Source organism: Pseudomonas putida (assembly GCF_002741075.1).
Classification (GTDB): Bacteria; Pseudomonadota; Gammaproteobacteria; order Pseudomonadales; family Pseudomonadaceae; genus Aquipseudomonas; species Aquipseudomonas putida_T.
This window is the reverse complement of sequence record NZ_CP016634.1, coordinates 926,985-947,980: the sequence shown is the minus strand read 5'-3', so window position 1 is coordinate 947,980 and position 20,996 is coordinate 926,985. Positions and strand designations below refer to the sequence as shown.

At 64.1% G+C, this 20,996-nt stretch carries 17 protein-coding genes; 11 read left to right on the top strand and 6 right to left on the bottom strand.

Annotation, left to right across the window (positions count from 1 at the left end; all coding sequences use genetic code 11):
• Positions 1-10 precede the first annotated feature (10 nt).
• Complete coding sequence (gene icd, locus IEC33019_RS04710) at positions 11-1,267, bottom strand: NADP-dependent isocitrate dehydrogenase (protein WP_070092661.1); 1,257 nt, start codon at positions 1,265-1,267, stop codon at positions 11-13.
• A gap of 483 nt (positions 1,268-1,750) precedes the next feature.
• Between icd and IEC33019_RS04705 the strand changes: the two genes are divergently transcribed.
• The 8 genes from IEC33019_RS04705 to IEC33019_RS04670 all read left to right on the top strand — a co-directional run bounded on the left by IEC33019_RS04705 (position 1,751) and on the right by IEC33019_RS04670 (position 11,814).
• Positions 1,751-3,976: an NADP-dependent isocitrate dehydrogenase gene (locus IEC33019_RS04705; protein ID WP_070092662.1), complete on the top strand. Its 2,226-nt coding sequence runs from the start codon at positions 1,751-1,753 to the stop codon at positions 3,974-3,976.
• 124 nt (positions 3,977-4,100) lie between these two features.
• A complete protein-coding gene (locus tag IEC33019_RS04700) occupies positions 4,101-4,541 on the top strand; it encodes an NUDIX hydrolase (RefSeq protein ID WP_070092663.1) in 441 nt (146 codons plus the stop codon).
• Positions 4,542-4,599: 58 nt separating this feature from the next.
• A complete protein-coding gene (gene mnmA / locus IEC33019_RS04695) occupies positions 4,600-5,724 on the top strand; it encodes a tRNA 2-thiouridine(34) synthase MnmA (protein ID WP_070092664.1) in 1,125 nt (374 codons plus the stop codon).
• Complete coding sequence (gene hflD / locus IEC33019_RS04690; protein ID WP_070092665.1) at positions 5,721-6,341, top strand: high frequency lysogenization protein HflD; 621 nt, start codon at positions 5,721-5,723, stop codon at positions 6,339-6,341. The genes mnmA and hflD overlap by 4 nt, the downstream gene beginning before the upstream one ends.
• A 235-nt stretch (positions 6,342-6,576) precedes the next feature.
• Positions 6,577-7,947, top strand: coding sequence for an adenylosuccinate lyase (purB, locus tag IEC33019_RS04685; protein WP_070092666.1), 1,371 nt, complete (start codon positions 6,577-6,579; stop codon positions 7,945-7,947).
• Between the two features lie 81 nt (positions 7,948-8,028).
• Positions 8,029-9,195 carry a ribosomal protein uL16 3-hydroxylase gene (locus IEC33019_RS04680; protein WP_070092667.1) on the top strand — a complete coding sequence of 389 codons (1,167 nt, stop codon included), beginning with the start codon at positions 8,029-8,031 and terminating at the stop codon, positions 9,193-9,195.
• Complete coding sequence (locus tag IEC33019_RS04675; protein WP_070092668.1) at positions 9,188-9,622, top strand: GNAT family N-acetyltransferase; 435 nt, start codon at positions 9,188-9,190, stop codon at positions 9,620-9,622. The genes IEC33019_RS04680 and IEC33019_RS04675 overlap by 8 nt, the downstream gene beginning before the upstream one ends.
• A 218-nt stretch (positions 9,623-9,840) precedes the next feature.
• Positions 9,841-11,814, top strand: a complete 1,974-nt coding sequence (locus IEC33019_RS04670; RefSeq protein WP_099593109.1) for a DNA topoisomerase III — start codon at positions 9,841-9,843, stop codon at positions 11,812-11,814.
• A 170-nt stretch (positions 11,815-11,984) separates the two neighbouring features.
• On the opposite strand, the gene IEC33019_RS04665 is transcribed toward IEC33019_RS04670, so the two are convergent.
• The 3 genes from IEC33019_RS04665 to IEC33019_RS04655 all read right to left on the bottom strand — a co-directional run bounded on the left by IEC33019_RS04665 (position 11,985) and on the right by IEC33019_RS04655 (position 15,173).
• Positions 11,985-13,082 (bottom strand): extracellular solute-binding protein, encoded by a 1,098-nt coding sequence (locus tag IEC33019_RS04665; protein WP_070092670.1) that lies wholly within the window; start codon positions 13,080-13,082, stop codon positions 11,985-11,987.
• Entirely contained in the window at positions 13,082-14,191 is a 1,110-nt protein-coding gene (gene aguA, locus IEC33019_RS04660; RefSeq protein WP_070092671.1) for an agmatine deiminase, read from the bottom strand. Before aguA ends, IEC33019_RS04665 begins: the two co-directional genes overlap by 1 nt.
• A 94-nt stretch (positions 14,192-14,285) precedes the next feature.
• A complete protein-coding gene (locus IEC33019_RS04655; RefSeq protein WP_070092672.1) occupies positions 14,286-15,173 on the bottom strand; it encodes a LysR substrate-binding domain-containing protein in 888 nt (295 codons plus the stop codon).
• A gap of 153 nt (positions 15,174-15,326) precedes the next feature.
• Here IEC33019_RS04655 and IEC33019_RS04650 point away from each other — a divergent pair, with 153 nt between their 5' ends.
• Together IEC33019_RS04650 and IEC33019_RS04645 are read left to right on the top strand one after the other, a co-directional pair.
• The gene (locus tag IEC33019_RS04650; protein WP_070092673.1) at positions 15,327-16,616 is read left to right on the top strand and encodes an NAD(P)/FAD-dependent oxidoreductase; all 1,290 of its coding nucleotides are present in this window, start codon (positions 15,327-15,329) and stop codon (positions 16,614-16,616) included.
• 260 nt (positions 16,617-16,876) lie between these two features.
• Positions 16,877-17,650 carry a TSUP family transporter gene (locus tag IEC33019_RS04645; RefSeq protein WP_070092674.1) on the top strand — a complete coding sequence of 258 codons (774 nt, stop codon included), beginning with the start codon at positions 16,877-16,879 and terminating at the stop codon, positions 17,648-17,650.
• Here IEC33019_RS04645 and nudC read toward each other — a convergent pair.
• Both nudC and IEC33019_RS04635 read right to left on the bottom strand, forming a co-directional pair.
• A complete protein-coding gene (gene nudC, locus IEC33019_RS04640) occupies positions 17,624-18,454 on the bottom strand; it encodes an NAD(+) diphosphatase (RefSeq protein ID WP_070092675.1) in 831 nt (276 codons plus the stop codon). The two genes, IEC33019_RS04645 and nudC, sit on opposite strands and share 27 nt — an antisense overlap.
• 35 nt (positions 18,455-18,489) lie before the next feature.
• Entirely contained in the window at positions 18,490-19,302 is an 813-nt protein-coding gene (locus IEC33019_RS04635) for a crotonase/enoyl-CoA hydratase family protein (RefSeq protein WP_070092676.1), read from the bottom strand.
• A gap of 150 nt (positions 19,303-19,452) precedes the next feature.
• On the opposite strand from IEC33019_RS04635, the gene nhaB reads away from it, so the two are divergent.
• Positions 19,453-20,955, top strand: a complete 1,503-nt coding sequence (gene nhaB, locus IEC33019_RS04630) for a sodium/proton antiporter NhaB (RefSeq protein ID WP_070092677.1) — start codon at positions 19,453-19,455, stop codon at positions 20,953-20,955.
• Positions 20,956-20,996 lie beyond the last annotated feature (41 nt).

The window sequence follows — 20,996 nt, the reverse complement described above, 5'->3', positions numbered from 1 at the left end:
TTCATTGCCCTCACATGTGCTTAATCATCTCATCGCCGAACCCGGAGCTGCTGACCAGCTTGGCGCCTTCCATCAGACGCTCGAAGTCGTAGGTCACGGTCTTGGCCGCGATGGCGCCGTTGGTGCCCTTGATGATCAGGTCGGCCGCCTCGGTCCAGCCCATGTGGCGCAGCATCATTTCCGCCGACAGAATCACCGACCCCGGATTGACCTTGTCTTGCCCCGCATACTTGGGCGCCGTGCCATGGGTCGCCTCGAACATCGCCACGGTATCGGACAGGTTGGCGCCAGGGGCGATGCCGATCCCCCCGACCTCTGCCGCCAGGGCGTCGGAAAGGTAGTCACCGTTGAGGTTGAGGGTGGCGATCACATCGTATTCGGCCGGGCGCAGCAGAATCTGTTGGAGCATGGCATCGGCGATGGCGTCCTTGACGATGACTTCGCGACCGCTCTTGGGGTTCTTGAACTTCATCCAGGGGCCGCCGTCGAGCAGCTCGGCGCCGAACTCGTCACGCGCCACCTCGTACCCCCAATCTTTGAAGGCCCCCTCGGTGAACTTCATGATGTTGCCCTTGTGCACCAGGGTCAGCGACTCGCGGTCGTTGTCCACCACGTATTGCAAGGCTTTGCGCACGAGGCGCTTGGTACCTTCCCGGGATACCGGTTTCACACCGATGCCGCAATCCTGGTCGAAGCGGATCTTGGTGACGCCCATTTCCTCCTTGAGGAACTTGATCACCTTGTCGGCCTCCGGGGAGCCGGCCTTCCACTCGATACCGGCATAGATGTCTTCGGAGTTCTCACGGAAGATCACCATGTCTACGTCGCCAGGCTTTTTCACCGGGCTCGGCACGCCCTGGAACCACAGCACCGGACGCAGGCAGACGTACAGGTCCAATTGCTGGCGCAAGGCCACGTTCAAGGAGCGGATGCCACCACCGACCGGCGTGGTCAGCGGGCCTTTGATCGACACCACGTAGTCGCGCACCGCATCGAGGGTTTCCTGGGGCAGCCAGGTGTCCTGGTCATACACCTGGGTGGATTTCTCGCCAGCATACACCTCCATCCAGGCGATCTTGCGTTTGCCGCCATAGGCCTTCTGCACGGCGGCATCCACTACCTTGATCATCACCGGCGAAACATCGACACCGATACCGTCGCCCTCTATGTACGGGATGATGGGGTTGTCGGGAACGTTGAGCGAATGGTCTGCATTGACGGTGATCTTGGCGCCGCCTGCCGGAACCTTGATTTTCTGGTATCCCATGCTGCACTACTCCGCTTTTCCAGGTGTGATTGGACATCCTGCGATCCAATGAGCCTAAACCAGCTTTCCTGAGCTGCAAGCTTCGAGCACCAAGTTGCAAGCCGATCGGCGGCGGCCATTGACCAGCCCTCATTAAATCCAGCCACGCATAGGCGCAACCTGCGGCATCGCGCCACATTGCCCTTACGCCTTTCGTCTTATAGGCGGCCCGATATCACATAGCCCACAGGGTTTGGTATACTCCGGCCCTGACCGTAGGGTCATTGGGGCGAACCCTTGGAAAATGCGGCTCGCCCTCGGCCAAGAAAGGCCAAAAAGCCTGGGCTGTTACCGCCGCCCAGCCGTTTGACGCTCGACTGATGCATCCACCATCACCGCTCGCAAGCCTCTCGACCAATTGCCCATGGCGCTGCCAGGGCGTAGCGCCTACCCTGCGCATCTCGAGACTTCGAGCACGCTCAGCAAAACAGAGAGTTAACCCGCATGCCCACCCGTTCCAAGATCATCTATACCTTCACCGACGAAGCTCCCGCCCTCGCCACCTATTCCCTGCTGCCGATCATCGAAGCCTTCACCGCTTCGGCCGACATCGCCGTCGAAACCCGCGACATCTCCCTGGCTGGCCGTATCCTCGCGGCGTTCCCGGAGCAACTGGGTGCCGAGAAGCGCGTAGGCGATCACCTGGCGGAACTGGGCCAGCTGGCCACCACCCCGGAAGCCAACATCATCAAGCTGCCGAACATCAGTGCCTCGGTACCGCAGCTCAAGGCCGCGATCAAGGAACTGCAAGGCAAGGGCTTCAACATCCCTGACTACGCTGACGAGCCAAGCACCGCGGAAGAAAAAGAATCCCGCGCCCGCTACGACCGCATCAAGGGCAGCGCCGTCAACCCGGTCCTGCGCGAAGGCAACTCCGATCGTCGCGCTCCGCTGTCGGTCAAGAACTACGCACGCAAGCACCCGCACAAGATGGGTGCCTGGACCAGCGACTCCAAGTCGCACGTCGCCCACATGACCCAAGGCGACTTCTACGGCAGCGAAAAAGCCGCACTGATCGAAGGCGATGACAGCCTGCGCATCGAGCTGGTCGGCAAAGACGGCTCCACCACCGTCCTGAAAGAAAAGACCGCCGTCAAAGCCGCTGAGGTGATCGACTGCGCCACCATGAGCCGCAAGGCCCTCAAAGCTTTCATCGCCGAGCAGATCGCCGATGCCAAGGCCTCCGGCGTACTGCTGTCGGTCCACCTGAAAGCCACCATGATGAAGGTCTCCGACCCGATCATGTTCGGCGTCATCGTCGAAGAGTTCTATAACGACGTGCTGGCCAAGCACGCCGCCGCCTTGGCCGAAGTCGGCTTCAATGCCAACAACGGCATCGGCGACCTGTACGCCCGCATCAAGGACCTGCCAGCCGACAAGCAGGCCGAGATCGAAGCCGACATCCAGGCCCTGTACGCCGTTCGCCCGGCCCTGGCCATGGTCAACTCCGACAAAGGCATCACCAACCTGCACGTACCGAGCGACGTCATCGTCGACGCCTCGATGCCTGCGATGATCCGTGACTCGGGCAAGATGTGGAACACCGCTGGTGAACTGCAAGATGCCAAGGCCGTCATTCCAGACCGCTGCTATGCCGGTATCTACCAAGCCGTGATCGAGGACTGCAAGGCCAATGGCGCCTTCGACCCGACCACCATGGGCAGCGTCCCGAACGTCGGCCTGATGGCTCAGAAAGCCGAAGAGTACGGTTCTCACGACAAGACCTTCCAGATCAAGGCCGACGGCGTCGTGCGCGTGGTCGATGGCAAAGGCAAGGTGCTGCTGGAGCAGAGCGTCGAAGCCGGCGACATCTTCCGCATGTGCCAGACCAAGGACGCGCCGATCCAGGATTGGGTCAAGCTGGCCGTCAACCGTGCCCGCCTGAGCAACACCCCGGCGGTGTTCTGGCTCGACCCTGCCCGCGCCCACGACGGCGTAATGATCGAGAAGGTTCAGAAGTACCTGAAGGATCACGACACCAGCGGCCTGGACATCCGTATCCTGGCCCCGGTCGATGCCATCAAGTTCTCCCTGGCTCGCATCCGCGAAGGCAAGGACACCATCTCGGTGACCGGCAACGTCCTGCGCGACTACCTGACCGACCTGTTCCCGATCATGGAACTGGGCACCAGCGCGAAGATGCTGTCGATCGTCCCGCTGATGAACGGCGGCGGTCTGTTCGAGACCGGTGCCGGTGGCTCGGCGCCAAAGCACGTACAGCAACTGGTCGAAGAGAACTTCCTGCGTTGGGACTCGCTGGGTGAGTTCCTGGCCCTGGCCGCTTCCCTGGAGCACCTGGGCAACACCTACGACAACCCGCGCGCCAAGGTCCTGGCCAACACCCTTGACCAAGCCACCGGCAAGTTCCTCGACACCAACAAGTCGCCATCGCGCAAAGTCGGCGGTATCGACAACCGCGGCAGCCACTTCTACCTGACCCTGTACTGGGCTGAAGCCCTGGCCGCCCAGAGCGACGACGCGGCCCTGCAGGCGCGCTTCGCACCGCTGGCCAAGACCCTGGCCGAGAACGAAGCGACCATCGTTGCCGAACTGGCTGCCGTTCAAGGCAAGCCGGCCGACATCGGTGGCTACTACGCTCCGGATGCCGAGCTGACCGCCAAGGTCATGCGCCCAAGCCAGACCCTCAACAGCGCCATTGCCGCACTGTAAGGTTCGCTTGAAGTAACACCACAAACCCCGGCCACGCACCGGGGTTTGTGCTTTCTGGATATTGTTTCTGGCGGCCAACGCCCTCTGTGCGAGCGGGCCCGCGTTACCCCTTACGGAGCTGTTCATGACCTGGCACCCCCACATCACCGTCGCCACCATCGTCGAACACGAGGGCAAGTTCCTCTTCGTCGAAGAGTTCAAGGCCGGCCAGCATGTCTTCAACCAACCCGCCGGCCATCTGGAGCCCAACGAGACCCTGTCCCAGGCCGCCCTGCGCGAAACCCTGGAGGAAACCGCCTGGGAGGTCGAGCTCACCGGCGTGGTCGGCATCTACCTCTATACGGCCCCGAGCAACGGCGTGACCTACCAGCGCATCTGCTTCGCCGCGCGCCCCGTGCGCCACCATGCCGACCGAGCGCTGGACAGCGACATCGTCCGTGCCGTCTGGCTGACCCGCGAGCAACTGCTGACAGAGCCTGCGCGCTGGCGCAGCGAGCTGGTGCCGCGCTGCATCGACGATTACCTGGCTGGCCCTTTGCACAGCCTCGCCCTGCTGCGCGACTGACGTACAGCGTGGGGCCTGATAGAATCGGAATTTTTCCTCCAGATACACACCGGTAGCCATGACCAGCCCAGCACTCAAAGACCCCGCCAAGACCCGCGTTATCGTCGGCATGTCCGGCGGCGTGGACTCTTCCGTCTCCGCCCTTCTGCTCATGGAACAGGGCTACCAGGTGGAAGGTCTGTTCATGAAGAACTGGGAAGAGGACGACGGCACCGAATACTGCACCGCTCGCGAAGACCTGGCCGACGCCCAGGCCGTGTGCGACCGCATCGGCATCAAGCTGCACACCGCCAATTTCGCGGCCGAATACTGGGACAACGTGTTCGAGCACTTCCTCGAGGAATACAAGGCCGGCCGCACGCCGAACCCGGACATCCTCTGCAACCGCGAGATCAAGTTCAAAGCCTTCCTCGACTATGCGCTGTCCCTGGGCGCCGACCTGATCGCCACCGGCCACTATGTGCGTCGTCGCGACACCGGCGAGCTCACCGAGCTGCTCAAGGGCCTGGACCCGAACAAGGACCAGAGCTACTTCCTGCATGCCGTCGGCGGCAAGGAAATCGCCCGCACCCTGTTCCCGGTCGGCGAGCTGGAAAAGCCCGAAGTGCGCGCCATTGCCGAGAAGCACGGCCTGGCCACAGCCAAGAAGAAGGACTCCACCGGCATCTGCTTCATCGGCGAGCGCCGCTTCAGCGACTTCCTCAAGCAGTACCTGCCAGCCCAGCCGGGCGACATCGAGACCACCGACGGTGAAGTCATCGGCCGTCACCACGGCCTGATGTACCACACCATCGGCCAGCGCCAGGGCCTGGGGATCGGCGGCCTGAAGGACGCCGGCGACGAGCCGTGGTATGTGCTGCACAAGGACCTGACCCGCAACGTGCTGGTGGTCGGTCAGGGCAACGAACACCCTTGGCTGTTCTCCCGCGCGCTGCTCGCCTCGGACATCTTCTGGGTCAACCCGATCGACCTGAGCAGCCCACGCAGGCTCACCGCCAAGGTGCGCTACCGCCAGAGCGACCAGCAGTGCACCCTGGAGCGCACTGAACACGGCTATCGCGCGGTGTTCGACGAACCGCAACGCGCGGTCACACCGGGCCAGTCGGTGGTGTTCTATGACGGCGAAGTGTGCCTTGGCGGCGGCGTGATCGAGACCGCCGAGCCCTGGAGCCCCCGTCAATGAATACCATCCAGGAGCAACTGGTCGCCCTGGGCGGCGTGTTCCAGGCCGCGGTGCTGGTCGATCGCATCGCCCGCACCGGCCAGGCCAGCGAGGCGAATATCGGCTGCATGCTCGGCAGCCTGCTGGTACGCGACCCCAAGGACACCCTGGAGGTGTTCGGCGGCGACGACCTGAACCTGCGCGACGGCTACCGCGCCCTTGTCGGCGCCCTGGAGCGTGACCCCAGCAGCCTGCAGCGCGAGCCGTTGCGCTATGCCCTGTCGATGCTCGGCCTGGAGCGCCAGCTGGCCAAGCGGGACGACATGCTCGACACCATCGGCAAGCGTCTACCCCAGATCCAGGCCCAGGCCGATCATTTCGGCCTGGTTCACGATAATGTCATCGCCTCCAGTGGAGCCTTGTATCAGGATACCCTGAGCACCTTGCGCCAGCGCATCCAGGTACATGGCGACATGCGCTTCCTTCAGCAGGCCGGCAACGCCTCGAAGATTCGCGCCCTGCTGCTCTCCGGCATCCGCGCTGCTCGCCTGTGGCGCCAGTTGGGCGGACACCGCTGGCAGTTGGTTTTCAGCCGTCGCAAATTGCTCAACGAGCTGTACGACATGATGCGTACCTGACTCCAAAATCGGCGACATGCCCTACGGGTGCGGGTTTACCCGCGAAAATAACACCGCGAGGCATGGCAAGGGGTTCACCCTTGTCCGCGGATAACCCGCCCCCACAGGGATCGCTTCACGCTTTTTTTGACCCGACCATGTTATAGGCCCGACCTTTGGTCAGCCACCCGACTCCGGCGCATTTTTCATGTATGATATGCGCCCTTCCAAAAGCCTGACTGTCCGAGAACACCCCATGCAGCTCTCCTCGCTCACTGCGGTTTCCCCTGTAGACGGCCGCTACGCCGGCAAAACCCAGGCCTTGCGCCCTATCTTCAGCGAGTACGGCCTGATCCGTTTCCGCGCCTTGGTCGAGGTACGCTGGCTCCAGCGTCTGGCCGCCCACCCGCAGATCGGCGAAGTGCCGGCATTCTCCGCCGAAGCCAACGCCCTGCTGGACACCCTGGCCACCGACTTCAAGCTCGAGCACGCCGAGCGCGTCAAGGAAATCGAGCGCACCACCAACCACGACGTCAAGGCCATCGAATACCTGCTCAAGGAGCAGGCCGCGACCCTGCCGGAACTGGCCAAGGTCAGCGAGTTCATCCACTTCGCCTGCACCAGCGAGGACATCAACAACCTGTCCCACGCCCTGATGCTGCGCGCCGGCCGTGACGAAGTCCTGCTGCCGCTGATGCGTCAGATCGCCCAGGCCATCCGCGCCCTGGCCCACGCCCATGCCGACGTGCCGATGCTGTCGCGCACCCACGGTCAGCCGGCTTCGCCGACCACCCTGGGCAAAGAGCTGGCCAACGTGGTCTATCGCCTGGAGCGCCAGATCGCCCAAGTCGCCGCCGTGCCGCTACTGGGCAAGATCAACGGCGCCGTGGGCAACTACAACGCCCACCTGTCGGCCTACTCGCAGATCGACTGGGAAGCCAACGCCCGCGCCTTCATCGAAGACGAGCTGGGCCTGCAGTTCAACCCCTACACCACCCAGATCGAGCCGCACGACTACATCGCCGAGCTGTTCGACGCCATTGCTCGCTTCAACACCATCCTCATCGACTTCGACCGCGACGTCTGGGGCTACATCTCCCTGGGCTACTTCAAGCAGAAGACCGTCGCTGGCGAGATCGGCTCCTCGACCATGCCGCACAAGGTCAACCCGATCGATTTCGAGAACTCCGAAGGCAACCTGGGTATCGCTAATGCGCTGTTCCAGCACCTGGCCAGCAAGCTGCCAATCTCCCGCTGGCAGCGTGACCTGACCGACTCCACCGTGCTGCGCAACCTGGGCGTGGGCTTCGCTCATAGCGTCATCGCCTATGAAGCCAGCCTCAAGGGCATCGGCAAGCTGGAAGTGAACGTCGCCCGCATCGCCGAAGACCTGGACGCCTGCTGGGAAGTCCTGGCCGAGCCGATCCAGACCGTCATGCGCCGCTACAACATCGAGAACCCCTACGAGAAGCTCAAGGAGCTCACCCGCGGCAAGGGCATCAGCCCTGACGCACTGCAGGCGTTCATCGATGGGCTGGACATGCCAGCCGAAGCCAAGGCCGAGCTCAAGCAGCTGACTCCGGCTACCTACATCGGCAACGCGGCGGCCCAGGCCAAACGCATCTGACCTGCGCCCCGTGATCGACGCCCGGCCTGGCCGGGCGTTTTTATTCCCGGATGAAAATTACGTTTTTTCAATAGGTTGAACATGAATCCTGATACTCCACTGCAGCTGCTGGGCGGCCTGACGGCCCGTGAATTCCTTCGCGACTACTGGCAGAAGAAGCCCCTGCTGGTGCGCCAGGCCTTCCCGGATTTCGAAAGCCCGATCGACCCTGACGAGCTGGCCGGCCTTGCCCTGGAAGAGGAAGTCGAGTCGCGCCTGGTGCTCGAGCATGGCGAGCGTCCGTGGGAGCTGCGTCGCGGCCCCTTCGCCGAGGACACCTTCGCCACGCTGCCCGAGCGCGACTGGACCCTGCTGGTCCAGGCAGTGGACCAGTTCGTCCCGGAAGTGGCCGAGCTGCTGGAGCACTTCCGCTTCCTGCCGAGCTGGCGTATCGATGATGTGATGGTCAGCTTCGCAGCGCCTGGCGGCAGCGTCGGCCCACACTTCGACAACTATGACGTGTTCCTGCTTCAAGGCCACGGCAAGCGCAACTGGAAAGTCGGCCAGATGTGCGACAGCGACAGCCCGTTGCTGGAGCACACCGACCTGCGCATCCTCGCAGAATTCGAGCAGAGCGGCGAATGGACCCTGGAGCCCGGCGACATGCTCTACCTGCCGCCGCGCCTGGCCCACTATGGCGTGGCCGAAGACGACTGCCTGACCTATTCGGTAGGCTTCCGCGCCCCGAGCGCTGCTGAAGTGCTGACCCACTTCACCGACTTCCTCAGCCAGTTCCTGCCAGATGAGGAGCGCTACAGCGACGCCGACGCCCAGCCTGCCGCCGACCCGCACCAGATCCAGCACGATGCCCTGGACCGCCTCAAGTCCCTGCTGGCCGAGCACATGGGCGATGAGCGCCTGCTGCTCACCTGGTTCGGCCAGTTCATGACCGAGCCGCGCTACCCGGAGCTGGTGTCCGGTGAAGAGCTGAGCGAGGAAGACCTGATCGACAGCCTGGAGCAAGGCGCCATTTTGATCCGCAACCCGAGTGCGCGCATGGCCTGGTCGGAAGTCGACGACAACCTGCTGCTGTTCGCCAGCGGCCAGAGCCGTCTGCTCTCGGGCCACCTGCGCGAACTGCTGAAACTGGTCTGCGCCGCCGACGCACTGCACATCGAAAACCTTGTACAGTGGCTGGAAGACGAAGAAGGCCTGACATTGCTGTGCCAACTGGTCAAACAAGGAAGCCTGGGATTTGCCAATGAATAAGATCAGCGTTCGCCTCGCCGACTGGCATAAAGACAACGCCGATATCCGCCGCATCCGCGAAGCGGTGTTCGTGGCCGAGCAGCACATTCCGCCGGAGTTAGAGTTCGACGCCGAGGACCAGGATGCCCTGCACTTCCTGGCCCTGGAGGGCGACTACCCGATCGGTACCGCCCGCCTGCTGCCCGACGGCACCATTGGCCGGATCTCGGTGCTCAAGGACTGGCGCGGTTTGAAAGTCGGCGACACCCTGGTGCGTGCGGTGATCGTCGAGGCGCAGAACCGCGACCTCAAGCAGCAGATGCTCAGCGCCCAGGTACACGCCACGCCGTTCTACGAGCGCCTGGGATTCCGGGTGGTCAGCGAGGAATTCCTCGAAGCCGGCATCCCGCACGTGGACATGGTGCGCGACTCCTGCGAACCGGCCTGACCCACAAATTAGGCTGATTCGACGGACCCATTCGCGGGTAAACCCGCTCCCACAGGCCTCAGCGATGCACCTGTGGAAGCGGGTTTACCCGCGAACCGTCAGGGACGACGCTGAAACGCACCCTGACAAAATGCTGTATATCCATCCAGGCAAAGCTTGCTTCCGCGCCCAGGCTTGCGCATCCTAACGCCCTCATTTGCGATGAAGCGTTCCCGGCCATGCGCCTGTTCCTCTGCGAAAAACCCTCCCAGGCCAAGGACATCGCCAAAGTCCTCGGTGCCACCCGCAAGGCCGACGGCTGCTGGCAAGGCACCGACGTCTGCGTGACGTGGTGCATCGGCCACCTGCTCGAAACCGCCCCACCCGACAGCTACGACGAGCGCTACAAGCGCTGGAACCTCGCTGACCTGCCGATCATTCCGGAAAAATGGAAGATGCTGGTCAAGCCCAAGACCGCCAGCCAGTTCAAGGCCGTCAAACGCCTGCTTGGCCAAGCCCGGGAGCTGGTGATCGCCACTGACGCCGATCGCGAGGGCGAGATGATCGCCCGCGAGCTGGTGGAACACTGTCGCTACCACGGCCCGATCCAGCGCCTGTGGCTCTCGGCGCTGGACGACGCCTCGATCCGCAAGGCCCTGGCTCGCCTGCTGCCGGGCCAGGAAACCTTCAGCCTGTACCATTCGGCCCTCGGTCGCTCCCGCGCCGACTGGCTGATCGGCATGAACATGAGCCGCCTGTTCACCTTGCTGGGCCGCCAATCCGGCTACCAAGGCGTGCTGCCGGTCGGCCGGGTACAGACGCCGACCCTGCGCTTGGTGGTCGACCGCGACCGCAGCATCGCCGACTTCGTGCCGGTGCCCTATTGGGCCATCGACGTGCACCTACAGAGCAGCGGTAGCGTCTTCACCGCCCAATGGCGCGCGCCCGAAGATGCCTGTGACGACCAAGGTCGTTGCCTGAACCCGGCCTTGGCCCAGCAGGCTGCCGCCGACATGAGGGCGACCGCAAGCGCCCAGGTGACCAAGGTGGCCACCGAACGCGTGCGCGAAGCGGCGCCCCTGCCCTTCGACCTGGGCACCCTGCAGGAAGTCTGCTCCAAGAAGCTCGGCCTTGGCGCACAGGAGACCTTGGATATCGCTCAGGCCCTGTACGAAACCCACAAGCTGATCACCTACCCGCGCAGCGACTGCGGTTACCTGCCGCTCAGCCAGCACGGCGAAGCGCCGGCGATCCTGGCCGCCTTGCAACGTGCCGACACCAGTCTCGCGCCTTTGCAACCGCACCTGGAGCCCCAGCGCCGCTCACGGGCCTGGAACGACGCCAAGGTCAGCGCCCACCACGGCATCATCCCCACCGCCGCCGCCAACGACCCTTCGCGCCTGCCGCCCAAGTACAAGGCCGTCTATACATTGATCCGCGCCCGCTACCTGGCGCAGTTCCTGTCCAACCACGAGTACGATCGCACACAGGCCGAGTTCGACTGCGCCGGCCATGCCCTGCGCGCGGTGGGCAAGCAGATCGTCGAACCTGGCTGGCGCCGCGCCCTGCCCGAGGCGCTGACCCCGGCCAAAGGCCGCGAAGCGCCACCTCCTCAGGTATTGCCGTCGCTGAGCCAAGGCCAGGCCTGCGCGGTGCATGACCTGCAACTCAAGGACCTGTGGACCCAGCCCCCCAAACCCTTCACCGAGGGTGATCTGATCAAGGCGATGAAGAATGTCGCCAAGCTGGTGGACGACCCACTGCTCAAGCAGAAGCTCAAGGAAACCACCGGCATCGGCACCGAGGCCACCCGCGCCAGCATCATTCAAGGCCTGCTCGACCGCGGTTACCTGGTCAAGAACGGCAAGGCCCTGTCCGCCACGCCTGCGGCCTTCAGCCTGATCGACGCCGTGCCCCGCGCTATCGCCGACCCCGGCACCACCGCCATCTGGGAGCAGGCACTGGACATGGTGCAGAGCGGCGAGATGAGCCTGGAAGAATTCGTCGCCCGGCAATCGGCCTGGATGGGCAAGCTGGTGCAGCGCTGCAGCGGCATGCGCCTGACCATCAGCGGACCGCCTGTGCCGGCTGGGGGCAAGGGCGCGCCATGGAAGAAGAAACGGCGCAGTACCGCAAAAGGCAAGGCTTCTGACGACAGCGCCAAAACAACAGGCAGCAAGCCGAGGCAACCACGGCGCAAGACCTCCCGTTAATGCATCGCCTGTGCCGGCCTTTTCGCGGGTAAACCCGCTCCCACAGGTTTCTTCGGTGGACTCAAGAACATCGGAATACCTGAGCGGGTAACCCCCTCCCAAGGACGTCCGGTGCTTTCAAGAGCACCTATACCCGCGAAAGGGCCAACACAGGCAAACGCCCCCTCCTGTCAGGTCCCGCTCTTGAGCCGGCTGAACGCCCGGGTCAGCTCCCGGTTGAAGGCCTTGGCGTTGTCGTTCTTGCTGTACAACCGCGCCCTCACCTCGGCTGGCGGATAGGTCCCTGGGGCGTTGCGGATCTTCGGGTCCACCAATCCGTCGGCCGCCGTGATCGCGTTGGCGTAGTGAATGGTGTCGGTGATCGGCGCGATCACCTCCGGCTGCATCAGGTAGTCCATCAATTTCCACGCCGCCTCCGGATGCGGCGCATCCTTGGGCACCACCAGCGCATCGAGCCAGATCAACGTGCCTTCCTTGGGAATGCTGTAGTCCAGGCTGAACGGTTTGCCCGCCTGCTCGGCCTGGGCCTGGGCGATGGCCACGTTGCCGTTCCACGACATGGCCACGCAGGTCTCGCCATTGGCCAGGTCATTGATGTTGCGGTCATTGTCAAAGTAGCGGATGTACGGACGGACCTTGCGCAGGTGCGCTTCAGCGGTCTTGAGGTCCTCCAGGCGCTGCTGGTTGATGTCCAGCCCCAGGTAACGCATCGTCGCGGCGAACACCTCGTTGGGATCATTGAGGAAGCTCACACCGCAATCGGCGAACTTTGCCACCACCTGCGGATCGAGCAGCATCGCCCAGCTGTCGCGCGGCGCCTCCTTGAGCCGTGCCGCCACCGCCTGCTGCTGATAGCCAACGCCCGTGGTACCCCAGGCGTAGGTGCCGGCATAGCGGTTACCGGGGTCGAACACCGCCATGTGCTGGCGAAACTCCTCGCCGATGCCCGCCAGGTGCGGCAGTTTGTCCTTGTCCAGCGGCTGCAGGGCACCGCTGGCGATCGCCCGGCTCAAGTGCTGGCCGGCGCTGAGCACCACGTCGTAGCCACTGCCGCCGGTAAGCAGCTTGGTCTCGGCGGTTTCCAGCGAGTCGAAGTGGTCGGCCACCACGCGGATGCCGGTCTGCTTCTCGAAATTGGTCAGGGTGTCCGGGGCGAGGTATTCGCCCCAGATGTACAGATTGACGGTCGGCTGTTGTGCGTCGGCTGCCTGGGCCGCCGACGCTGCGCAACCCAGGGCGACCGCCAGGGCCAGCGGGGCGAGTTTCATCAGCGACCTCCCGCAGCGTATTGCGGCATGGTGATGCAGGCGACGTTACCACCGCCGAGCAGGATCTCCCGCGAATTCTCGATGCCGATGATGCGGTGGTCGGGGAACAGCTCGGCCAGGGTCGCCTGGGCCACGCTGTCGTTGCGATCACCGAACAGCGGCACGACGATCGCCGAGTTACCGGCGTAATAGTTGATGTAGGACGCGCAGATGCGGGTGCCCGCCTGGCGCAGGTGGGTGCCGTCGACCTGGTCCAGCCCGGCCGCTTCCTCGGCGGTCCACTCCAGCACCTGGGGTTGCGGCAGTTTGTGCACCTTCAGTTCGCGACCACGGCTGTCACGGGTGCTGCGCAGGATGTCGTAGGCCTCCTGGTAGATTTCCCACTGCGGATCGTTGCGATCATCGGTCCATTGCAGCACCACCTCCCCTGGCCGCACGAAGCAGGCCAGGTCATCGACGTGGCCATCGGTCTCGTCGAACTTGCAACCACGCGGCAGCCAGATCACCTGCTCGGCGCCCAGGTAGTCCTCAAGTCGGCGGGTGACTTCGTCCTTGCCCAGGTGGGCGTTGCGGTTGCGGTTGAGCAGGCACTGCTCGGTGGTCAGCAGGCTGCCCTGGCCATCGCTCTGGATACCGCCCAGTTCGGCGATCAGCGGCGCGCGGTAGCGGTCCAGGCCTTCGATCTCGAGCATCTTCTGGGCGATCTGGTCGTCTTTGTCCCAGGGGTAGTACAGGCCGCCGTCCAAGCCACCGTAGGCATTGAACTCGAAGTCCACGCCACGCACCTCGCCGGTGCCGTCATTGACCACGAAGCACGCGCCGCTGTCGCGGAACCAGGTGTCGTTGCAGGTCATTTCCACCACCCGCACATGGGCTGGCAGCAAACGCCTGGCATTGGCGTACTGGGCAGCGGAGGCGCAGACGGTCACCGGTTCGCTGGAGGCGATGGCGGTGACGATGTCGACCCAGACCTTCTGCGCAGGCTTGCCGCCATTGCGCCACACATCCGGACGCTCCGGCCAGCCGAGCCAGCAGCGCGTCTTGCGCTCGAATTCGCCAGGCAGGCGGAAACCATCGGCCTTGGGGGTGGTGGTGAGCGAACGTGCCATGGGTCAACCTCGTCATCGGTGAGTGATGACTGCACGCTACGCCGCACGCGTCCAGGCTTCCAACGATGAAAACTTGCCAATAGCTGAATTCAATTCAAGGTTCGGTGATCTGTTCGGTGAACCAGTCGATGAATTCGGCCACCGCACCCCGCTCCAGACGCAAGCGCTCACAGACCAGCGCGTACTGGCCCTGAGCGGTCACGCTAGCGGTAAAGGGGCGCACCAGGCGGCCACTTTGCAGGTCGGCCTGGCAAGTCAGGTTGTCGCCCATCGCCACCCCCTGCCCCAGCACCGCCGCTTCCAGAGCCAGCGCGGCGTGGGGGAAGTACAACTGGCGGGTGGGCAAGGCGTCCTCGGCATGGGTGGCCAGCCAGGTGGTCCAGGTGCGCCCGTCCTGGTCATCGTGCAGCAGGCAATGGCGCACCAGGTCCCGCGGGCGCTTGAGCCCACATTGGTTGAACAGTCCTGGGCTGCACACGGGGAAGAACTGCAGCAGCGGCAAAGGGCGCACGAAGTGGGTGCTGGCGTCCAGCGCGCTGGTGCCGTAGGTGATGGCGATGTCGATATCCAGGGCCGGGGCACCGGCGTTGATGGGCTGTTCGTGCAGATGCAGGGTGATGTGCGGGTATCGGCTGCTGAAGTCGGCCAGCCGCGCGACCAGCCATTTCTGCGCCAACTCCGCCGTGACCGCGACCCGCAGCACAGCCTGGGAGGCAGGGTCGCGCAGCTCGTCACAGGCCTTGCCGATCAGCTCGAAGGCCTGCTGCAGGTGATGCAACAGGCGCTCGGCTTCGGTGGTCGGCCGCACCTGGCGGCCCGCCCGCTCGAACAGGGCCACGCCAAGCTGGTCTTCCAGTTGGCGAATCTGGTGGCTGACCGCACTGTCGGTCACGCACAGCTCGGCGGCGGCCCGACCAAAATGGCCATGGCGGGCGGCGCATTCGAACGTGCGCAAAGCAGTCAGGGAAGGCAGGCGGCGCATGGAGGTATTTCCGCGGGTCGAGATGATCGGAGCCGAATCATATAGGGCATTTTCAAGCTCCCGTTAAGCCTTTACCTCTGAAGGGGCTGGCGTCGTGAATTTTTTCTGTTATTTTTTCATGAAATTAATAACAACAAATTTCACGAGGTCCGCATGTTCAAGCAATCCGCCCAGCACATTGCCAGCTACTACGCCCAGACCTACCCCACCGCGATCCCCCTGCGCCCTGCCCTGCAAGACGCCTTGGACACCGACGTGTTGATCATCGGCGCCGGCTTCAGCGGCTTGCACACGGCACTGCGCCTGGCTCTGGCCGGCAAACGTGTGGTCGTGCTGGAGGCCAGCCGGGTGGCATGGGCCGCCTCCGGGCGCAACGGTGGCCAGGCGCTGCTGGGCTGGTCCTGCGACATGCCGCCGCTGGAAAAGGCCCTGGGTGTGGAACGCGCCCGCCGCCTCTGGGACAGCATGCGCTGGGCCGCCGAAGAAATGCGCGAGTTGCCCGGGCGCCATGGCTTCGAGGTGGACTACCGGGTCGGCAGCCTGTGGACCGCGGTGATGCCTCGCCGCGTGAAGATACTCGAAGAGGCCAAGCACGAAGCCGAACAGAAATGGGGCTACGACTGCCTGCGCCTGATCGGCCGCGATGAGCTGCCCGACTGGATCGACAGCCCCCGCTACCAGGCCGCTCTGTATGATCCCAACGGCGCCCACCTCAATCCCCTCAAGCTGGCCCAGGGTCTGGCCGCCGCCATCGAGGCCGCTGGCGGACGGATCTTCGAGCAAAGCCACGTGCTCGACTACCACGAAAGCCCAAGCGGCTTCGTCGCCCGCACACGCCTTGGCGAAGTGCGCAGCCAGGTGCTGGTGCTGGCGTGCAACGCCTACATCGACCGCCTCGACCGCGATCTTGCACGCCGCTTGCTGCCGGTCGGGTCCTACCAGGTCGCCACCGCGCCCCTGGACCCGGGTTTGGCCCAGTCGCTACTGCCGCGCAACAGCTGTGTGATCGACAACCAGTTCGTCCCCGATTACTTCCGCCTCACGCCTGACCATCGCCTGCTGTTCGGTGGCGGCTGCACCTACCTCGGCGGTATCCCCAAGGACGTCGCCAGCGCCACGCGTCCTTACCTGGAGCGCGTGTTCCCACAGCTCACCGGGGTGGGTCTGGACTACGCCTGGGGCGGTCATCTGGATTGCAGCATCCAGCGCACCCCCGACATCGGCCGCCAGGGCCAACGCTATTGGCTGCAAGGCTTCTCCGGGCATGGCGTGCTGCCGACCCTGGCCGCGGCCCGGGCGGTGAGCGATGCGATCCTCGGCGACGATGACCTGCTGGGGCTGTACCAAGGCATCGACAATGGCCGCTTCCCCGGCGGCGAGCTGATGGCCGCGCCCTTGGAGGCGGCGGCGAAAGCCTGGTACCGGTTGCGCGACTATGTCTAGCGCCAGGCATGGATGTCGTTGAGCGCTTGCGGCGATCCTTGTGGGTTTACCCGCGAAGCAGGCAACGCGGTGGATGGCACGGGCTTGGCCCGTGTTCGCGGGTAAAACCGCTCCCAAAAGCGCCGGCGTAAGCCTGGAGATCGAGACAAGACCGTTGCTCCCAAAGGCATGACTGGTACGCCCTCCCGCCGAGGATTACCATGTACGGCCTGTAGCGCGGCCTTTTTCCCGCACCTCGCCTTCCAGCCTGCCAGAACCCCATGCCCTTCGAACTCACCGTAGAACCGCTCACCCTACTCATTCTCGCCCTGGTCGCCTTCGTCGCCGGTTTCATCGATGCCATCGCTGGCGGCGGCGGCCTGCTCACCACCCCGGCGTTGCTCACTGCAGGCATGCCACCTCACTTGGTGCTCGGCACCAACAAGCTCAGTTCCACCTTCGGCTCGGCCACCGCCAGCTTCACCTACTACCGGCGCAAGTTGTTCCATCCCGCGCAGTGGCGCCGGGCCTTGGTCGGCACCTTGGTCGGCGCGCTGCTGGGGGCCGTGGCCGCCCACTACATGCCAGCCGATTGGCTGAACAAGATGCTGCCGGTGATCGTCTTCGCCTGTGGCGTCTATCTGCTGTTCGGCGGCACGCCCAAGGCACCTTTGGACGCCGACGTGCCGATCAAGAAGAAGTGGCAGCTCCCCCAGGGCTTTGGCCTGGGCTTCTATGACGGCGTGGCCGGCCCGGGCACCGGGGCGTTCTGGACGGTCAGCACACTGCTGCTCTACCCCATCGATCTGGTCCGCGCCAGCGGCGTGGCGCGCAGCATGAACTTCGTCAGCAACATCGCGGCGCTGACGGTGTTCATCATTTCCGGGCAGGTGGATTACATCGTAGGCCTGTGCATGGGCCTGTCGGTGATGGTCGGCGCCTTCTTCGGCGCACGCACGGCGATCAGTGGCGGCAGCAAGTTCATCCGCCCGGTGTTCATCGCCGTGGTGCTGGCGCTGACCGTGCGCCTAGTGTGGCAGCACTGGGTCGGGTAGACCCAGGCGACGCGCCACATAGAGGTCGATCAGGTAACGGGCGATGGAGCGCCCGGCGGGCAACGGTGGCAGATCGTGCACGTTGAACCATTGGGCATCCTCGATCTCGTCCGGTTGCATGACGATTTCGCCGCCCGCGTACTCGGCATGGAAGCCCAACATCATCGAGTGCGGGAACGGCCAGCACTGGCTGCCCACGTACTGGATGTTCTTCACCTCCACCGCCACTTCCTCGCGCACCTCGCGCACCAGGCAGTCCTCGGCCGATTCGCCCGGCTCGGCAAAACCGGCCAGGGTGCTGTAGACGCCGGTGACGAAGCGCGGCGAGCGCGCCAGCAGCACGTCATCCCCCCGGGTGATCAGCACGATCATGCTCGGTGAGATGCGCGGGTAGCTGCGCAGGTCGCACGGCTGGCAGTACATGGCCCGCTCCCAGCGGATCTGGGTCATCGGCTGGCCGCAACTGCCGCAGAAGCGATGCTCGCGGGCCCAGGTGCCGATCTGCGCGGCATAGCCCAGGACCGTGTAGGTCAGCATGTCGCCTTCGAGCATGAACTGACGCAGGCCGCGCCAACTGCAGCCGGGCACGTCGGCGCTGCCACGCAGCTCGAGCAGGAACACCGGCTGGCCGTCCAGGTGCCCGATGCCGTGCTCGCAGAGCACGTCCAGGTCCTGGCGCTTGAGCCAATCGCGGGGGAACAGCGCGCCGTTGTCATCCATCAGGAACCCTTCCGGGCCACGGGCGACGGCCAGGCCACCAGTGATCTGCGGGTCGAGTACTGCGGTAGTCCAACGTGCTGACATTTCGGGATCCTTAAAAGCGCGTCCCCCCGCCCCGGTCAGTCGGCGAAGGTCGGTTTCTGTTTGCTCATGTGGGCCGCCATGGCGACCCGCAGGTCTTCGGACTGCAACATGGCGGCGTTCCAGGTGGCGATGTACTCCAGGCCATCATCGATGCGATGGTCGCGCATGTAGTTGAGCATCTCTTTGGTACCGCTCACCGCAATCGGCGATTTTTGCGCGATTTGCGCTGCCAAGGCAAAGACTCCTTCGAGCAGCGCGGCCTGGTCGTCGAACACCTGGTTGACCAGACCGATACGCTGGGCCTCGTCCGCCGCGACGTGGCGGCCGGTGTAGGCCATTTCGCGCATCACACCGTCGCCGATGATACGCGGCAAACGTTGCAAGGTCCCGACATCGGCGGCCATGCCCATGTCGATTTCCTTGATCGAGAATTGCGCGTCCGCACTGCAGTAGCGCATGTCACAGGCCGAGACCAGGTCGATCGCGCCGCCCAGGCAATAGCCCTGGATCGCCGCCAGCACCGGCTTGCGGCAGTTGTCCACGGCATTGAAGGAGGCCTGCAGCCCGAGGATGGTGCGCCGCAGCAGGCGCGCGTTGCGGCCCACGTCTTTGCCCATCTGTCCGGCCAACTGGGCCAGCATGGCCAGGTCGATGCCTGCGCTGAAGTGCTGTCCCGCGGCACTGAGCACCACCACGCGCACCGCGTCGGTGTCGTCGGCCCACTGGAAGATATCGATGATTTCCTTCCAGAAGTCGCCGTTCATGGCGTTGAGCTTTTCCGGGCGGTTGATCTGCACATGGGCGATGTTATTGGTCAGTTCAACCTTGAATGCGCGGTACTCGGTCACGGGCGGTACTCCTGTAGGTAAAAGGTTCACGCGCCGGACTATATCGCACCCTCAAGGCCGTGCTTGTGCCAAAAGCGGGACTGAACGCCTTGCACCTGGCGCTCGCATCGGGCACTTTGCGCCACTGCTGAATCAAAAGGATACAAATTCATGTCCCGTTCCCTGACCGGCGCCCTCGCTCACAATTTCCTGGGCCAGTCGCCGCTCTGGTACAAGGCCGTCATCTGCCTGTTCCTTGTGCTCAACCCTTTGCTGCTGGCAACCCTCGGCCCGGTGGTCACCGGCTGGGTGCTGGTGATCGAGTTCATCTTCACCTTGGGGATGGCGCTCAAGTGCTATCCATTGATGCCAGGCGGCTTGCTGCTGATCGAGGCACTGTTGCTGGAGATGACCACGCCCCAGGCCCTGTACGAAGAGCTGCAGCACAATTTTCCAGTGATCTTGCTGCTGATGTTCATGGTCGCCGGCATTCACTTCATGAAGGAACTGCTGCTGTTCCTGTTCTCCAAGATCCTCCTGGGGGTGCGCTCTAAAGCCATCCTGGCGCTGCTGTTCTGCGTGCTGTCGGCGTTTCTTTCGGCGTTTCTCGATGCGTTGACCGTCACGGCGGTGATCATCAGCGCGGCGGTGGGTTTCTACGCGGTCTACCACCGCGTCGCTTCCGGCGCCAACCCGCGCGAGGAGTCCGAGCTCGATAGCGACAATCAGGTGCCGCAATTGCACCGTGAGGACCTGGACCAGTTCCGCGCCTTCTTGCGCAGCCTGCTGATGCATGGCGCAGTGGGCACTGCCCTGGGCGGTGTGTGCACCCTGGTGGGCGAGCCGCAGAACCTGTTGATCGGCCACGAAATGGGCTGGCACTTCGCCGACTTCTTCCACAAGGTGGCGCCGGTGTCGATGCCGGTGCTGGCGGCAGGCCTGGTGACCTGCATGTTGCTGGAAAAGCTACGGTTGTTCGGTTACGGCACACTGATGCCGGAGCGCGTGCGCCAGGTGCTGGCCGGCTACGCGGCCGAGGACGACGCCGCGCGTACCTCGGCCCAGCGCGCCGCCTTGCTGGTACAGGGGATCGCCGCGCTGATCCTGATTGTCTGCTTGGGTCTGCACGTTGCCGAAGTCGGCCTGATCGGCCTGCTGGTGATCGTGCTGATCACCGCCTTCACCGGCATCACCGATGAGCATCGCCTGGGCCGTGCGTTCCAGGACGCCATGCCGTTCACTGCGCTGCTGGTGGTGTTCTTCGCGGTGGTCGCGGTGATCCATCAGCAGCAGCTGTTCAGCCCGCTGATCACGTGGGTCCTGGCCCTGCCGGCCGACCAGCAGCCGGGCATGCTGTACCTGGCCAACGGCTTGCTGTCGGCGATCAGCGACAACGTGTTCGTCGCCACGATCTACATCACCGAGGTGAAACAGGCGTTTCTCAACGGTGCCATGAGCCGCGAGCATTTCGAGGCCCTGGCGGTGGCGATCAACACCGGCACCAACCTGCCCAGCGTGGCCACGCCCAATGGGCAGGCGGCGTTCCTGTTTCTGCTGACCTCGGCGATCGCGCCGCTGGTGCGGTTGTCCTATGGGCGCATGGTGTGGATGGCCTTGCCATATACCGTGGTCATGGGCGGGCTGGGCTGGTGGGCGGTGACCTACTGGCTCTGAGCCAGGTCATCACCAGGGCAGTCATCTTGGACTGCCCCGGC

Coding starts and splice junctions, on each gene's coding strand:
- icd (WP_070092661.1), bottom strand. CDS start 1,267: ATGGGATACCAGAAAATCAAGGTTCCGGCAGGCGGCGCCAAGATCACC.
- IEC33019_RS04705 (WP_070092662.1), top strand. CDS start 1,751: ATGCCCACCCGTTCCAAGATCATCTATACCTTCACCGACGAAGCTCCC.
- IEC33019_RS04700 (WP_070092663.1), top strand. CDS start 4,101: ATGACCTGGCACCCCCACATCACCGTCGCCACCATCGTCGAACACGAG.
- mnmA (WP_070092664.1), top strand. CDS start 4,600: ATGACCAGCCCAGCACTCAAAGACCCCGCCAAGACCCGCGTTATCGTC.
- hflD (WP_070092665.1), top strand. CDS start 5,721: ATGAATACCATCCAGGAGCAACTGGTCGCCCTGGGCGGCGTGTTCCAG.
- purB (WP_070092666.1), top strand. CDS start 6,577: ATGCAGCTCTCCTCGCTCACTGCGGTTTCCCCTGTAGACGGCCGCTAC.
- IEC33019_RS04680 (WP_070092667.1), top strand. CDS start 8,029: ATGAATCCTGATACTCCACTGCAGCTGCTGGGCGGCCTGACGGCCCGT.
- IEC33019_RS04675 (WP_070092668.1), top strand. CDS start 9,188: ATGAATAAGATCAGCGTTCGCCTCGCCGACTGGCATAAAGACAACGCC.
- IEC33019_RS04670 (WP_099593109.1), top strand. CDS start 9,841: ATGCGCCTGTTCCTCTGCGAAAAACCCTCCCAGGCCAAGGACATCGCC.
- IEC33019_RS04665 (WP_070092670.1), bottom strand. CDS start 13,082: ATGAAACTCGCCCCGCTGGCCCTGGCGGTCGCCCTGGGTTGCGCAGCG.
- aguA (WP_070092671.1), bottom strand. CDS start 14,191: ATGGCACGTTCGCTCACCACCACCCCCAAGGCCGATGGTTTCCGCCTG.
- IEC33019_RS04655 (WP_070092672.1), bottom strand. CDS start 15,173: ATGCGCCGCCTGCCTTCCCTGACTGCTTTGCGCACGTTCGAATGCGCC.
- IEC33019_RS04650 (WP_070092673.1), top strand. CDS start 15,327: ATGTTCAAGCAATCCGCCCAGCACATTGCCAGCTACTACGCCCAGACC.
- IEC33019_RS04645 (WP_070092674.1), top strand. CDS start 16,877: ATGCCCTTCGAACTCACCGTAGAACCGCTCACCCTACTCATTCTCGCC.
- nudC (WP_070092675.1), bottom strand. CDS start 18,454: ATGTCAGCACGTTGGACTACCGCAGTACTCGACCCGCAGATCACTGGT.
- nhaB (WP_070092677.1), top strand. CDS start 19,453: ATGTCCCGTTCCCTGACCGGCGCCCTCGCTCACAATTTCCTGGGCCAG.